General features: G+C 68.6%; 16 protein-coding genes and 1 pseudogene. 12 read left to right on the top strand and 5 right to left on the bottom strand.

Features of this window, described 5'->3' with window-relative positions; genetic code table 11:
• Positions 1-558 precede the first annotated feature (558 nt).
• The 5 genes from HND91_RS01915 (at position 559) to HND91_RS01895 (ending at position 4477) form a co-directional block, all read left to right on the top strand.
• Positions 559-774 carry a hypothetical protein gene (locus HND91_RS01915; RefSeq protein WP_181704819.1) on the top strand — a complete coding sequence of 72 codons (216 nt, stop codon included), beginning with the start codon at positions 559-561 and terminating at the stop codon, positions 772-774.
• Complete coding sequence (locus HND91_RS01910) at positions 771-2219, top strand: TolC family protein (RefSeq protein ID WP_181704818.1); 1449 nt, start codon at positions 771-773, stop codon at positions 2217-2219. Before HND91_RS01915 ends, HND91_RS01910 begins: the two co-directional genes overlap by 4 nt.
• 14 nt (positions 2220-2233) lie before the next feature.
• Positions 2234-3628, top strand: a complete 1395-nt coding sequence (locus HND91_RS01905) for a multicopper oxidase family protein (RefSeq protein WP_181704817.1) — start codon at positions 2234-2236, stop codon at positions 3626-3628.
• Between the two features lie 66 nt (positions 3629-3694).
• Positions 3695-4165, top strand: coding sequence for a cupredoxin domain-containing protein (locus HND91_RS01900; RefSeq protein WP_181704816.1), 471 nt, complete (start codon positions 3695-3697; stop codon positions 4163-4165).
• 36 nt (positions 4166-4201) lie between these two features.
• Positions 4202-4477 carry a copper-binding protein gene (locus tag HND91_RS01895; RefSeq protein WP_181704815.1) on the top strand — a complete coding sequence of 92 codons (276 nt, stop codon included), beginning with the start codon at positions 4202-4204 and terminating at the stop codon, positions 4475-4477.
• A gap of 75 nt (positions 4478-4552) precedes the next feature.
• Here HND91_RS01895 and HND91_RS01890 read toward each other — a convergent pair whose 3' ends face one another.
• Positions 4553-5374, bottom strand: a complete 822-nt coding sequence (locus HND91_RS01890; protein ID WP_181704814.1) for a F510_1955 family glycosylhydrolase — start codon at positions 5372-5374, stop codon at positions 4553-4555.
• A gap of 140 nt (positions 5375-5514) precedes the next feature.
• Here HND91_RS01890 and HND91_RS01885 point away from each other — a divergent pair, with 140 nt between their 5' ends.
• The 7 genes from HND91_RS01885 (at position 5515) to HND91_RS01850 (ending at position 11200) form a co-directional block, all read left to right on the top strand.
• Complete coding sequence (locus HND91_RS01885) at positions 5515-5904, top strand: hypothetical protein (protein WP_181704813.1); 390 nt, start codon at positions 5515-5517, stop codon at positions 5902-5904.
• A gap of 512 nt (positions 5905-6416) precedes the next feature.
• Positions 6417-6725 carry a CopM family metallochaperone gene (copM, locus tag HND91_RS01880; RefSeq protein ID WP_425485415.1) on the top strand — a complete coding sequence of 103 codons (309 nt, stop codon included), beginning with the start codon at positions 6417-6419 and terminating at the stop codon, positions 6723-6725.
• Positions 6722-6934 (top strand): DUF2933 domain-containing protein, encoded by a 213-nt coding sequence (locus HND91_RS01875; protein ID WP_181704812.1) that lies wholly within the window; start codon positions 6722-6724, stop codon positions 6932-6934. The genes copM and HND91_RS01875 overlap by 4 nt, the downstream gene beginning before the upstream one ends.
• Positions 6927-7199 carry a hypothetical protein gene (locus tag HND91_RS01870; RefSeq protein WP_181704811.1) on the top strand — a complete coding sequence of 91 codons (273 nt, stop codon included), beginning with the start codon at positions 6927-6929 and terminating at the stop codon, positions 7197-7199. Before HND91_RS01875 ends, HND91_RS01870 begins: the two co-directional genes overlap by 8 nt.
• 87 nt (positions 7200-7286) lie before the next feature.
• Positions 7287-9683, top strand: coding sequence for a heavy metal translocating P-type ATPase (locus tag HND91_RS01865; RefSeq protein WP_181704810.1), 2397 nt, complete (start codon positions 7287-7289; stop codon positions 9681-9683).
• Between the two features lie 375 nt (positions 9684-10058).
• A complete protein-coding gene (locus HND91_RS01860; protein ID WP_181704809.1) occupies positions 10059-10640 on the top strand; it encodes a DUF305 domain-containing protein in 582 nt (193 codons plus the stop codon).
• Positions 10641-10921: 281 nt separating this feature from the next.
• Positions 10922-11200, top strand: a complete 279-nt coding sequence (locus tag HND91_RS01850; protein WP_181704808.1) for a hypothetical protein — start codon at positions 10922-10924, stop codon at positions 11198-11200.
• A gap of 4 nt (positions 11201-11204) precedes the next feature.
• On the opposite strand, the pseudogene HND91_RS01845 reads toward HND91_RS01850, so the two are convergent.
• The 4 genes and pseudogenes from HND91_RS01845 to HND91_RS01830 form a co-directional block, all read right to left on the bottom strand.
• Positions 11205-11771: pseudogene (locus HND91_RS01845) on the bottom strand (integrase core domain-containing protein); the annotation flags it as partial.
• A 241-nt stretch (positions 11772-12012) separates the two neighbouring features.
• Complete coding sequence (napH, locus tag HND91_RS01840; RefSeq protein WP_181704807.1) at positions 12013-12954, bottom strand: quinol dehydrogenase ferredoxin subunit NapH; 942 nt, start codon at positions 12952-12954, stop codon at positions 12013-12015.
• On the bottom strand, positions 12951-13613 hold the full coding sequence (napG, locus tag HND91_RS01835; protein WP_181704806.1) for a ferredoxin-type protein NapG: 663 nt from the start codon (positions 13611-13613) through the stop codon (positions 12951-12953). The genes napH and napG overlap by 4 nt, the downstream gene beginning before the upstream one ends.
• 40 nt (positions 13614-13653) lie before the next feature.
• Positions 13654-14007 carry a cupredoxin domain-containing protein gene (locus HND91_RS01830; RefSeq protein WP_181704805.1) on the bottom strand — a complete coding sequence of 118 codons (354 nt, stop codon included), beginning with the start codon at positions 14005-14007 and terminating at the stop codon, positions 13654-13656.
• Positions 14008-14009: the final 2 nt, after the last annotated feature.

Genomic DNA, 14009 nt, shown 5'->3' with positions numbered 1-14009 from the left:
ACCAGCCGGCCCTTGCATCGTGCGTGCTTCTTCGGCATTAGCTACGTACATGCACGGATTCGCCCGCCTCCTTACGACTTGGCTCGTCGCCGCGTTCCTCGCGGTGGCGTCCGTCGCTTGGGCGGGCCACGGAGCCGCCTTGCAGCCGGCCGCCGCTGCCGCGTCGGCAGACCACGGCGATCACGCGCATTCGCATGCGGACGCCGCCTGTCTTGACACGGATGGCTGCTCGGACCTCGTCGACCATGGTCACGACTCTGAGTCCACCTGCTGCGCGTTCGCGTGCCACGTGATTGCGGACCTTCCCTGCGGCACGACCCTGAGCCATGCCGCCGAGACCTGGCGGCATCGTGTCGCCGATCCCACCGCCTTGCTGGGTTCGGTGCCGGTCGGGCCTGAGCGTCCGCCCAGAACGGCCTGACGCCTCCCGTCGGCGGAGCTTTGCCGACGCCCGTCACGAACTGACCGCGTCCGCCGATCGCGTGCGAAGCCTTGGGCCTCCGTGCCGATCGCCTCTCATGGCGGTCCGACCTCTTCCTCCTCCCTCCCGAGGATTCCATGAAGCTTCCCATCGTGGTGGCAGTCGCCGCCATGTTGTCCGCCTGCACGGCCGAGCCACCCGGCCCCTCGGCGCTTGCCGTCGCCGATCCGTTCGCCCCCATTCCCGCTGTTGCTGCCGTTCCGGTCATGGCGGGGACCGTGGACCACCGACCCGTCGACCCGCGCCCGTGGGCCGACGTGAACGAGCGCGTGGCGCCGGGAGGGGCCGAATGAGGCGCCTCCATTCACCCGCGGCGCGACTCGCCCCGAGCCTCGCGACCGCGTTGTTGCTCGGCGCCTGCGCCTCCTTCACGCCTGACGGCGGCATGGCTCCGGTGGCGAGCCGCGTGTCGCTCGAACTCGGAAAGGACACCGTCAAGATCACCTCCGCCGCCGACGAACTCGGCGTCGGTGAGCGCGTTCGAGCCCTCCTCGCCAAGTCGTTGACGGCGGACGCCGCCGTACAGGTGGCGCTCCTCAACAACCGCGGTCTGCAAGCCGAGTACAACGCGCTCGGCATCGCCGAGGCGGACTATGTCGCCGCCACGCTGCCGCCGATCAACCCGGCCCTTTCGGTGGAGCGGGCGCTGACGGAGTGGGAGTTCGGCATCGAGCGCAGCCTTGCCGTCGGACTCGTGAAGCTCGCCACGTGGCCGAAGCGCAGGGCGATCGCCGCCACGAGCTTCGAGGCGGCCCAGTACCGCGCGATCGAGGCGACCTTCCGGACAGCGGCCGAAACGCGGCGGGCTTTCTACGAGGCGGTCGGTGCGCGGCAGCGGGTGGGCTTTCTGGAGCGAGCGCGCCAGACGGCGTCGCTCGCCGCCGAGCTCACCACCAAGCTCGGTGAGACCGGGGCCGCGACCCGGGGCGCCCAGGCTCGCGCGAGCGCCTTCTACGCCGAGGTCTCGGCCGAGCTGGCCAAAGCCCGCCTCGACGCCGACCGGGCGCGGGAGGCGCTGACGCGCCAGATGGGCCTGTGGGGGACGGCCGCAGCGGATTTCAAGCTGCCGTCCACCTTGCCGAAGCTGCCGAAGCTCCGCACCGTCGCAGAGGTCGAGGCCGATGCGGTCCGCAGGCGCGTGGACCTGATCGCCGCGCGGCTGGAGCTCGACGCCACGGCCAAGGACCTCGGCCTCACCAACGCCACCCGCTTCGTCTCGGTGCTGGAACTCACCGGCACGGGCACGACCGAGTGGGTGCGGCACGACGGCGAGACCGAGCGGGAGGAGACCGGTTCGCTAGAGCTTCACCTCGAGATCCCGATCTGGGACCTTGGCGAGACCGGCCGCCGCCGCGCGGTGGAGACCTACATGCAGGCGGTCAACCGCCTGGTCGAGCGGGCCGTGAACGTCCGGTCCGAAGCGCGCGAGGCCTACCGGGCCTACCGCGCCACCCACGACATCGCCCGGCAATACCAGAACCGGGTGATCCCGCTGCGCAACCTGATCGAGGAGGAATCCCTTCTCGAATACAACGGCATGCTGATCGACATCCTCGACCTCCTGAACACGGAGCGCGAGACCATCGACAGCAACGTCGCGGCCATCGAGGCCAAGCGCGACTTCTTCATCGCAGAGGTTGACTTCCAGGCCGCGCTGATCGGCGGCGGGGGAAGCGGCGGCGGCTCCGGGGCGGAGACCGGCGGCGCGACCGCCGTCGCCGACGCCGGCGGACACTGAGAGGAGACGAACCCATGACCGTATCCCGCAGATCCTTCATCGGAGCCTCAGGCGCGGCCGCCCTCGTCGGCGCGGGCGTCGTCTCCGGGCGCGTCCAGGCCGCCTCGATCCCCGAAGCGCCGACCATGGCCGAGCCGACCATGCAGCCGCCGCTCGTGCCGACCACCGGGCCGGACTACAACCCGGTCGTCACGCTCAACGGCTGGACGCTGCCCTGGCGCATGAACGGCGACTGGAAGGAGTTCCATCTCGTCGCCGAGCCCGTCGTCCGCGAGTTCGCCCCCGGCATGGTGGCCCACCTCTGGGGCTACAACGGCCAGTCGCCGGGGCCGACCATCGAAGCGGTGGAGGGCGACAAGGTCCGCATCTTCGTGACGAACAGGCTGCCCGAGCACACCACCATCCACTGGCACGGCCAGCTGCTGCCCTCCGGCATGGACGGCGTCGGCGGGCTCACCCAGCCGCACATCAAGCCGGGCAAGACCTTCGTCTACGAGTTCGTGCTGCAGAAGAGCGGCACCTTCATGTACCACCCGCATGCCGACGAGATGGTCCAGATGGCCATGGGCATGATGGGCTTCTTCGTGGTCCACCCGAAGGACCCCGCCTTCCGCCGGGTCGACCGCGATTTCGTCTTCCTGATGAGCGCCTACGACATCGAGCCCGGCGCCTATGTGCCCCGGGTCGCGGAGATGACCGACTTCAATCTCTGGACCTGGAACAGCCGCGTCTTCCCGGGCATCGACCATCTCGTCTGCGCCAAGGGCGACAAGGTCCGGATCCGCTTCGGCAACCTGACCATGACCAACCACCCGATCCACATGCACGGCTACGACTTCAAGGTGTCGTGCACGGACGGCGGCTGGGTGCCCGAGGCGGCGGCCTGGCCGGAGGTGACGATCGACTGCGCGGTCGGCCAGATGCGCGCCTTCGACTTCGTGGCCGACAAGCCGGGCGACTGGGCGATCCACTGCCACAAGTCGCACCACACCATGAACGCCATGGGGCACGACCTCTCCAACTACATCGGGGTGGACAAGCGCGAGATCGCCAGGCGCATCCAGGCGCTGGTGCCCGACTACATGCCCATGGGCACGGCGGGCATGGCCGACATGGGCGAGATGGAGATGCCGCTTCCCGACAACACGCTGCCGATGATGACGGGCTTCGCCCAGTTCGGGCCTGTTGAGATGGGCGGCATGTTCTCGGTGGTGAAGGTCCGCGAGGGCCTCGCCGCCGGCGATTACAACGACCCCGGCTGGTACGAGCACCCGCCCGGGACCGTGTCCTACGAGTGGACGGGCGAAAGCCAGAACGCGGTTCTCGCGCCCGCCGACCCGGTGAAGCCGACGGACGCGGAAGTCCGCGTCGTCAAGCCCGGGGCCTCGGCCCACGACGGCCATCACTGAACGCACACCTCCCTTGACCTTCCAGCGCTGGGAAGCCCCAGAACGATATCCAAGACAGGAGTTGCCATGAGACTGATTGTTGCCCTCGCCGCCTTCGCCCTCGCCGGCTCGGCCGCCCTCGCGACCGGGACGGGCCATACCCATGACGACGAGTTCGCCTTCGGCGAGCCGGGCGACCCGGCAAAGGCCGACCGCACCATCGAGATCGCCATGGGCGAGACGGCGGACGGCGCCATGATCTTCGAGCCGCGCCACATCGCCGTGAAGCGCGGCGAGACCATCCGCCTGAAGCTCGTCAACACGGGCGAGATGGACCACGAACTCGTGCTCGCCACCCGCGAGGAGAACGACAAGCACGCCATCGAGATGATGAAGAACCCGGACATGGAGCACGACGATCCGAACGGCCGTCGCCTCGCGCCGGGGGCCGGTGACGAGATCGTCTGGCACTTCAGCAAGGCCGGCACCTTCGACTTCGCCTGCCTGATCCCCGGCCACCGCGACGCCGGCATGCACGGCTCGGTCACTGTCGACTGAGCCGCTGTCCCTCAAGCCCCAGAAAGGACCGGATCCATGAGAACGCTCACTTTTGCACTGACCCTCGCCGCCCTGTCGATGACCGCCGCGAATGCCGAGCCTGTCGGTGGCGAGATCAAGAAGATCAACGAATCCGCCGGTAAGATCACCATCAAGCACGAGCCGATTCCGAACCTCGACATGGACGCCATGACCATGGTGTTCCGCGTCGCCGATCCGGCTTTTCTCAAGCAGGTGAAGGTTGGCGACAAGGTCAATTTCGAGGCCGACCGCGTGAACGGTGCCATCACGGTGACGTCGATCACCAAGTAAGGTCAGCGCGTCGGCGGTCCGGTTCGGGCCGCCCGCGTCTTCTGCGGCCGACCGGTGTCGAGTGCCCAGAGGCTGTCAGTCCACGAGAGGCTGCCAGCTCCGACCGCCATCCACGGACCGAACCAGAGCTCCCTTGTAGGTCGCGGCGGCCAGTTCGCCGTCCTTCACGGCGAGATGCAGGATCGCGTCGTCGCCCATCGTCGGCCCGACGATCTCGAAAGCATCCGCGCCGGCCGCCTTGCGAGTGAGGCCGTTCTCCACGTCGTAGGCGTATATCGTTCCATCGGCGAGCGTCGCCACGGTGGTGACGGCCGCTTCGACCCGCGCCGCTCTGGACCAGGTCGCGCCAAGGTCGGGGCTCTGGAAGAGCCCGGCCTGCGTCGCCGCGTAGAGCACCTCCGGGTCGATCGCCGACAGGGCGATGCCGATCATTGGCGCGGGCGGGCGGCCGGTCACCGTCCAGCTTCTGCCCCCGTCACGGCTCGCCTGGATGTTTCCGTACACGCCCACCATGATGTTCGGATCAGCCTTGCTGACATCCATCTGATGGAAATCGACCGGGCCTCCCACGCCCGGCGAGAGGGGCGTCCAGGTCCTGCCGCCGTCCCTGCTGACGATCACGCCCATGTTGCCGCCGCCTTTCGGGTGGCCGCTCGCCAGAAAGACGCCGTTCCCGCCCGGATGGACGGAAAAGCCCATGAAATCGTCCTGGCGTTCCGAGACGATCGCCAGTTCTCCGCCCTCGAGTGCCAGCAAGCCGTGATGCGTGGCGATCAGGAGGCGATCCGGGTCGGCCGGGTCCCACGCAAGACCGTGGACATGCGTGCCGTCCAGAGAGGCGGCACGGGCCGGAATGGCGATCAGAACCAGCAAGGCGGCTGCGGCGGGCTTCATCATGCACTCCGGTCGGGCGTTCGTGTCATTGTCGGCCCGGGCCGGCCGATTTCAAGAGGCCATGTCCCGCGCCTGGTTGATCCCGGTCAAAGATCGGACATTTGTGAAGAGGTATATTGGGGGCACTGAGGGAGTCGTCCGTCGTGCGCTTCGCCGTGATCATTCTCGCCGTGCTGGCGATGATCCTCGGCCCGACTTCCGGGTCGGCGGCGGCCGATGCCATGTTCGGTGAGCATGTCATGTCCGACAAAGCCGTCATCGCCACGGTGCAGGACGGCGAAGACCCGGATTGCCCGCACGCCGATGCCGGCGCCCGGCCAGTGGCCCATCCCGGTTGCCCCGATGCGGCCGGCGCCTGTCTGGACACGACCTGCTGCCGGCACCCCGGTTGTCCCGCCGGCGATCTCTTCTCCGTCGCCGCAACCCTGCCGGCCGTCCTGCCGCCGGTCGCGCCGACCTGGGCGCCGGCCGACACAGCGGCGTCGGGCCGGACTGTCGGACCGCTGCTGGACCCGCCCAGACGCGGCGTCTGATCCCCGGGATCGTCGAGTCTCCTCCGGTTCCCCGGCACGAATAGCGTCGGACCTGATCAGCCGAACTCGCAATCGAGCGCCCGACGCGTCGAACCAGCCGTTCTCCACGGCCACGCAATCCCTCATCGCAGGACACCGAAGCCATGACCACGCACCTGATCCGCACCCTCGCGGCCGCCACCTTCCTCATCACCGCGCCGGCCTTCGCCCAAGATGCCGAGGACCATTCCGTGCATCATCCGGGCGGTGAGACGCCCCTGGCCCAGGGGATTCCCGCCCCTGCCGAACCGGTCGCGCCGGCTTCACCCGCCACTTCGGGCGCGCCCGCCGCGTCCACTGCCCGGTCGGGAGCGCCCGGCACGACCGGCATGGGAGGCATGGGAGGCATGGGAGGCATGGGAGGCATGATGGGCAACATGGGTTGCATGGGCATGATGGGCGGAACGGCGTCCGGCGGGATGCCGATGATGATGGGCGGCGGCGCCCCGGGAGGACCGATGCCGGGCGGCGCCATGCCGGGCGGACCCTCCATGGGAATGGGCGGCAGGGCCGACGACAGCGCGTCGACGAAGGCCTATCGGATCGCCAACGCCCGCATGCACGCCGGGATGGCGGTGGACTATTCCGGAAATGCGGACGCCGACTTTGTGCGAGGCATGATCGCCCATCACCGCGGCTCGATCGAGATGGCCGAAACCGTCCTCCAGTTCGGGGAGGATCCGGAGATCCGGAAGCTCGCCGAAGGGGTGATCGCCGCGCAGGAGGCCGAGGTGGCCGAGTTGCGCCGGTGGCTCCTCGCTCACAAGGGAGCGGCTCGATGACGCCCGCGTCCCGCTTTCCCGAAACGGCGTCGGGCCGGATCATCCTTCTGATGCTGACCGCCGGGATCGCGCTTGCCGCGATCGACCACCGGGCGCACCTCTTCGGGGCGCTGCCTTATCTGCTCATACTTGCCTGCCCGCTGCTGCACCTCGCCTTGCACCGGGGCCAGGGCAGGCACGGCAATCGAAAGGACCACGGCCATGTCTGAACGACCGATCGACTTCGTGGCGCTCGGCGCCGCCCTTTCCGCCGCGCTGGTGGCGATCTATGCCGCTTGTGCGGTCGTGGCGTTGGCGGCTCCGGGACTTGCCTTCACCCATGCCTGGCTGGCGCTGTTCGGCGGCTACCCGCCGCTGACGGCCGCCGGCGTGGCGGGTGCGGCCCTGGCGAACGTCGCGGCCGCGTGGCTGGCGGCCCTCGCCTTCGCACCGGTATACAACGCGCTCGCCAGGGGCCGGGAGCGCCGAATCTGAACCGTTCGGGGCGGCACGTCTTGTCCCCTTGACCTTCCAGTGGCTGGAAGCCTCAGGGTCGCGTCGTTCACGAACCCGGAGGCTTCCATGACCTCGGATACGAACCACGACCATGGCGGTCAAAACCACAACCGTCACAGCGGCCATGCACACGGGCACGCGCACGGCCATCACCGCCACGGCGTACCCGACACGTCGGTGAAGGATCCCGTCTGCGGCATGGACGTCGATCCGGCAACCACCCCTCACCGGGCGGAGCACGGCGGCGAGACCTACTTCTTCTGCTCGTCCGGCTGCGAGACCAAGTTCAAGGCGGCTCCGGACCGTCACACGCAACCGAAGCCCGCACCCGTCGCGACAGCCCTTCCCGAGGGCACGATATACACCTGCCCGATGCACCCGCAGATCCGCCAGATCGGACCCGGCAGCTGCCCGATCTGCGGCATGGCGCTCGAACCGGAGATCGCCACGGGCGAGGAAGGACCGAGCGAAGAGCTGCGCGACATGACGCGGCGTTTCTGGATCGGGCTCGCGCTATCGGTCCCGGTCGTCGCGCTGGAGATGGGCGGGCACTTCCTCGGCTTGGACCACATCATCGACGGCCGGACGTCGAACTGGCTGCAAATGATCCTCGCGACGCCCGTCGTGCTCTGGGCGGGCTGGCCCTTCTTCGTGCGGGGCTGGAACTCGCTCGTCGCCCGCGCGCTCAACATGTTCACGCTGATCGCCATGGGCACCGGGATCGCCTGGATCTACAGCGTGGTCGCGACCCTCGCGCCCGGCGTCTTCCCGGCTGCCTTCCGCGGCCACGACGGATCGGTGGCGGTCTACTTCGAGGCGGCGGCGGTGATCACCGTGCTGGTGCTGCTCGGACAGGTGCTGGAACTCCGCGCCCGCGAGCAGACCTCCGGCGCGATCAGGGCGCTTCTGAACCTCGCCCCGGCGACCGCCCGCCGCATCCGCGAGGACGGTTCGGAGGAGGAGGTGGCGCTCGGCCACGTCCAGGTCGGTGACCGGCTTCGCGTGCGGCCCGGAGACAAGGTCCCGCTCGACGGCGCTGTGCTGGAGGGGCGCTCCAACGTGGACGAATCCATGGTCACGGGCGAGCCGCTGCCGGTTCAGAAGGCGGCCGGCGCCACGGTGATCGGCGGCACGATCAACGGCCAAGGCTCCTTCGTGATGCGGGCCGAGAAGGTCGGCGCGGACACGATGCTGTCGCAGATCGTGCAGATGGTCGCCAAGGCGCAACGCTCCCGCGCGCCGATCCAGCGCCTCGCCGACCAGGTGTCCGCCTGGTTCGTGCCCGCCGTGGTGCTGATCGCCATCGTCGCCTTCGTCGTCTGGGCGATCTGGGGGCCGGAGCCGTCGATGGCCTATGGGCTGATCGCGGCGGTCAGCGTGCTGATCATCGCCTGTCCCTGCGCCCTCGGGCTCGCCACGCCCATGTCGATCATGGTGGGCGTCGGCCGCGGCGCCCAGGCGGGCGTTCTGATCAAGAACGCCGAGGCGCTGGAGCGGATGGAAAAGGTCGACCTCCTCGTCGTCGACAAGACCGGCACGTTGACCGAGGGCAAGCCCAAGGTGACGGCCCTCCGCCCGTCGCCGGGCTTCACCGAGGACGAGCTGCTGCGCCTTGCCGCGAGCCTGGAACAGGCGTCGGAGCACCCGCTCGCCGCCGCCATCGTGGCGGTCGCCAGGGAGAAGGGCCTCGCGCTCGACCCGGTGGAGGACTTCGACAGCCCGACGGGCAAGGGCGTCATCGGCCGGATCGGCGGTCGCACCGTGGCGCTCGGCAATGCCCGCTATCTGGCCGAAATCGGAACGGACGTGGCCGCGATCGAGGCGGAAGCCGATCGTCTGCGCGGCGACGGTGCCACCGCCATCCTGGCCGCCGTGGACGGCCGGCCGGCGGGCGTGCTCGCCATCGCCGATCCCGTGAAGCCGACGACGCCGGACGCCATCCGCGCCCTGCACGACGCCGGCATCCGCATCGTGATGCTGACCGGCGACAACCGGACCAGCGCCGAGGCCGTCGCCCGCAGGCTGGGCATCGACGAGGTGAAGGCCGAGGTGCTGCCGGAGGACAAGGGCAACATCGTCGCCGCCTTCCGGGCCGAAGGCCGGGTGGTCGCCATGGCCGGCGACGGCGTCAACGACGCGCCCGCGCTGGCGGCTGCCGACGTCGGCATCGCCATGGGAACCGGCACGGACGTCGCCATGGAGAGCGCGGGCGTGACGCTGCTGCGCGGTGATCTCATGGGCATTGTCCAGGCCCGCCGGCTCAGCCGGGCGACCATGTCCAACATCCGCCAGAACCTCTTCTTCGCCTTCGTCTACAATGCAGCGGGGGTTCCGGTGGCGGCGGGCGTGCTCTATCCGGTCATGGGGCTTCTGCTCTCGCCGATCATCGCGGCGGCGGCCATGGCGCTGTCCTCCTTCAGCGTGATCGTGAATGCGCTGAGGCTGCGGGTGACCCGGATCTGAGGCGGAACACTCCAGTGCGCCTGCGGCTTCGGCAGGACTATGTCCTCCGCAGGAGCCATGAGGTCACCGCCGTCGTACGTGCTCTCTCCTCGTGAGGCTTTCTCTCTCCCGAGGTCGGCCGAGCGGCTTGCAAGTGGAACCGGCTCGCAAGCCAACCCTGGAGGCTCCGGGGCCAGGCATGGGCCTGTGGCTGTACGGCGAAGTCCACGGATCTCGACGGATTGATCGGTTCGATGGGTCGCGAGGGGCAGGAGCGAGAACGGCGGATTCGCCGGCGGAGGGGTGCCTATGACCTGAGGCCAAGGTGACGGGAGCGGGATAGTGAACCTACAGCTCCTGTCGCCCGTTCAGCTTCAGAATTGAAAGGAGACTGCGATGGATCAGCAGCAGACGATGAGCATGGGCTGGGGCCGCTTCGCTGCGATGATCACCACCTCGACCGTCATCATGTTTTTCCTGATGTACCAACTCGTCTACAGCTGGGATCATGCACTGTTCAGCTTGACCCGGCTCGTCTCTTCTTTGGTCATGGGCTGCGTGATGACGGCAGTCATGCTGGCTTTCATGTGGCGCATGTATCGGCCGGCGGCTGCGAAAATCGCTGTCCTTGCGGTCGCGATCATCGGATGCGCGGCGCTGCTGGTGGTGAACCGCAGCCAGGCGCTCATCGGCGACACGAATTTCATGAAGTCGATGATTCCTCATCACTCCATCGCCATCAACAATGCGCGGCGCGCCGACATCCGTGATCCGCGCGTGCGCTATCTCGCGGACCGGATTATCCGCGATCAAGTCAAGGAAATCGCCGAAATGAAGATGCTGGTCGATGATATCGAGCAGCATAGCAGGCGTGGCAACGCACCACTCGAGGCCGGTCCTGCGACTTTGACGGACGAGGGGGCGAGCGAGGCTCGAGATTTGTTGAGTGGCAAGCTGCTGCAGGACAAGCCGCTGTAGGCATGCAGGCAACCCGGCGCGTTTATAGTCTTTGTGCGGGCAGTCACGCCAAACCGCCTGGCCTGCCCCCATGAGGTGGCACGGTTCAAATCCATTGCATGGTGGACTTTTCGGCGAAGGTTGAGCTGGCCGGCGAAGCGGGTTGGGGTAGGGCAGCCGGCCATGGCACGGCGGGTGCCGGCGGATGGTAGCCGGGCGAGGAGTGTGGCCGCCTTGTGTTGTAGTGGCGGCGCCAGCGAGACACGCGTCCTGGCCTTGCGCTCCTCCGCCGACGTAAGCGCGTGCCTGATGATCTTGGCCGGTGGGAACCGGCCGGCGTCCGGGTCCGGGCGGTAGTCGCCCTCGGCGTGCCGACCGAGGGTCTCGTGTACCTGGCGCAGCGCGCGGCGGACCTCGTGGCGCATCTTCTCGAAGGTCGCCTCGTCCACCTGCAGGCCGCGGTCGATCAGGAAGGCGCGGATCGGACGGTCGTAGCGGCGCGCGATCACCATCCGCGGGTTGATCGACCAGTTGCCGAGCTCGGTGATCTTGAACTCTTCCGGGTGATGACCTGCCACTGAACTTTCATCCAGCGGCGATTAGAGCCTCGGCGGATTGTGCGCCGTCTGGCGCGGGTGGAGCAATGGTCGATCGGCGGAGCTGGTCTGGGTTGCGCAGCCGATCGGCCATTGCGTTGAGATTGGCCGCATAGACGGTCGGGGCCTGGTAGCCGTGAGCCGAGAGCCGAGCGAGGTCGGCTCCGGTTGTAGTCGTCCGCCCAGGCGGCGATCTTCGCCCGGGCATGGTCGAGGCCGAAGAACAGGCTCTCGTTCAGGAGCTCGTCGCGCATGCGGCCGTTGAAGCTCTCGCGTCAAGCGTTCTGCATCGGCTTGCCCGGCGCGATGAAGTGCCAAGTCACCCGCTGCTCGGACGCTCAGGCGAGCATGGCGTTCGAGAGCCTGCCCCCGCGAAGGCGGGGGTGAACTCCGTCCCGTGATCGGAGACGATCATGCCCGGCTTGCCGCGCCTGGCGATCAGGGTCGTCAGTTCCCGCGCGACGCGGCGTCCGGAGATGGACGTGTCCGGGATCGCTGCAAGGCACTCCCGGGTCACGTCGTCGATCAGGCCGGACTCGAACGCGACGTGGAGGAAAGAGGCAGTGGCAGGTCACCGGCTACAAAGGCAGGACCATCTCGCAAGCAGATGTCGCCCAGTTTGCTTCTAGGGTAACAATAGTTTGAAGCGCTTGATCCCGTGGAATTATAGTAGCTCAAGCAACGACAATGGCGGACGTCTGCCATGCGGTCGCCGGGACGAACAAGGTGCCGGGCACCTGACTTGAGCGGCGACCCTCCGGCGCGGGGCACGCGGCCAGGCGGCGGAGGAACGCCAGTCAGGCGGCTTCACGGGCCGGCGCGGGGGGCTCGAGATCCTGCCGGACGGCGGCATCCTTGCCGGCGGGGTCGGCGGCCCAGCCCCGGGCGGTCATCTCGAACACGTCCACCGGGCAGACGTCGATGCAGCCGCCGCAGTTGAGGCAGGCGCCGGAACGGATCAGGCGCGTGCCGTCGCCCTTCAGGGCGGGCGTGATGATCTGGGGCTCCGTACAGACCGAGAAGCAGGCGCCGCAGTTGGTGCAGTCCTCCCGCCGGGCGGCGGCGACACGGGTGGCGCTGACCGTGCCGACAATGCCGTAGAAGGCGCCGACGGGGCAGAGATGGCTGCACCAGCCGCGTCGCGTCACCACCAGGTCGAGCAGGAAGACGGCGGCGACGATGGCCCAGCCGAAGCCGACGCCGAAGATCAGGCCTCGTTGCACCATGCTGACCGGATTGACGAACTCCCAGGCGACCGAGCCGGTCGCCACGGACGCCAGCAGGGTGCCGCTAAGGACCCACCAGCGGGTCCGGCGATCGAGCTTGCGGTCGCGGGTGATGCCAAGCTTCTCGCGCAACCAGTGGGCCGTGTCGGTGATGACTCCGACCGGGCAGATCCAGCCGCAATAGGCGCGCCCGCCCACGATCGCGTAGAAGACGACGATCAGGAGCGCGCCGGTCAATGCGGTCGTGGCGGGCGCATGACCCGCCACCACGGACTGGAGCAGGATATAGGGATCGCTGAGCGGCACGACGCCGAGGATGGAGCTCGACGCGAAATTGCCCGACGCGACCCAGAGGCCGAGCACCGGGCCGACAAGGAAAACGAGGAGCGCGCCGGCCTGCGAGGCGCGGCGGAGCAGCCACCACTTGTGGGCGCGCAGCCAGCCCTTCTCGGCGATGGCGAGACGGCGGCAGGCGGCGGCGAAGCGGGTCGGCGTGAGGCGGGCGGTCGTCATGTCGGGCGCCCCGCCTGGTTCCGGCCCTTGCCGCCGAGGCCGAGATCGCGCGGCAGCACCCGGATGGCCGCGTGCCCGAGCACGCAGTGCTTCTCGCAGGTGCCGCAGCCGGTACAGCGGTCGGAGTGGACCGTCGGGATGACGAGGCTCCGGCCGTCGATGGTCTGTCGCTCCAGGGTGATCGCCTCGTCGCGGATCGGACAGACCCGGTGGCAGATGCTGCAGGTCATGCCTTTGTAGTTCAGGCACGTCTCGTGGCCGACGAGGACCGCGACGCCCATGTCCGCCTCGCGGATGTCGGTGAGGCCCGCGTCTAGGGCGCCGGTCGGGCACGCGCGGGTGCAGGGGATGTCGCGGCACATGGCGCACGGCGTGTCCCGCGCCAGGAAGAAAGGCGTTCCGAGCGGCGCCGGATCGCCGAGGGTGGCGAGGTGGAGCGTGTCGTAGGGGCACGCCTGGACACAGAGGCCGCAGCGCACGCAGGCCGACAGGAAGTCGTCCTCCGGGAGTGCGCCGGGCGGGCGGAGGGCCGTCGCCTCCGCCTTGCTGGTCGACTCCACGTAGGCCGTGAGGGCGAGGCCGGCGAGACAGGTCACTCCGCCGGCCTTGGCGACGCTCGCCAGCACCTCGCGCCGGTTCATGGTGCTCTTCCTGGTCATCGCAGCGCTCCTTCCGAACGCCCGGCCGCGAGCCGCCGCGCTACTCGGCGGCCGGCCCGACGGTCACGTCCATGCGGATGATGGGATGGATCCAGCAGCGGACGACCGCCGGTCCGCTCTGGGTCAGGGTGACGGACCGGCGGGTGCCGGGGGGCTGGGTGTCCAGGGTGACCGACGTGCCGTCCGGGTAGGTGACGTAGAGGTTGTGCGCGATGCCGGCCTCGTTCACGAAGGTCAGGGTGTCGCCCACCTTCGGGCTGATCCGGACGTCATTGATCTCGGCGTGGTGCACCACGATTTCGAAGTCTTCGGCGGCGGCGGGGCCGCACGCAAAAGCCGCCATCGCGAGGATGGCGGCGACGGTCCATCGGGTAAGCGTTCTATGCAGCGTCATTC

This window comes from Chthonobacter rhizosphaerae (assembly GCF_013839525.1).
Lineage (GTDB): Bacteria > Pseudomonadota > Alphaproteobacteria > Rhizobiales > Pleomorphomonadaceae > Chthonobacter > Chthonobacter rhizosphaerae.
This window is presented reverse-complemented; position numbering and strand designations above follow the sequence as displayed.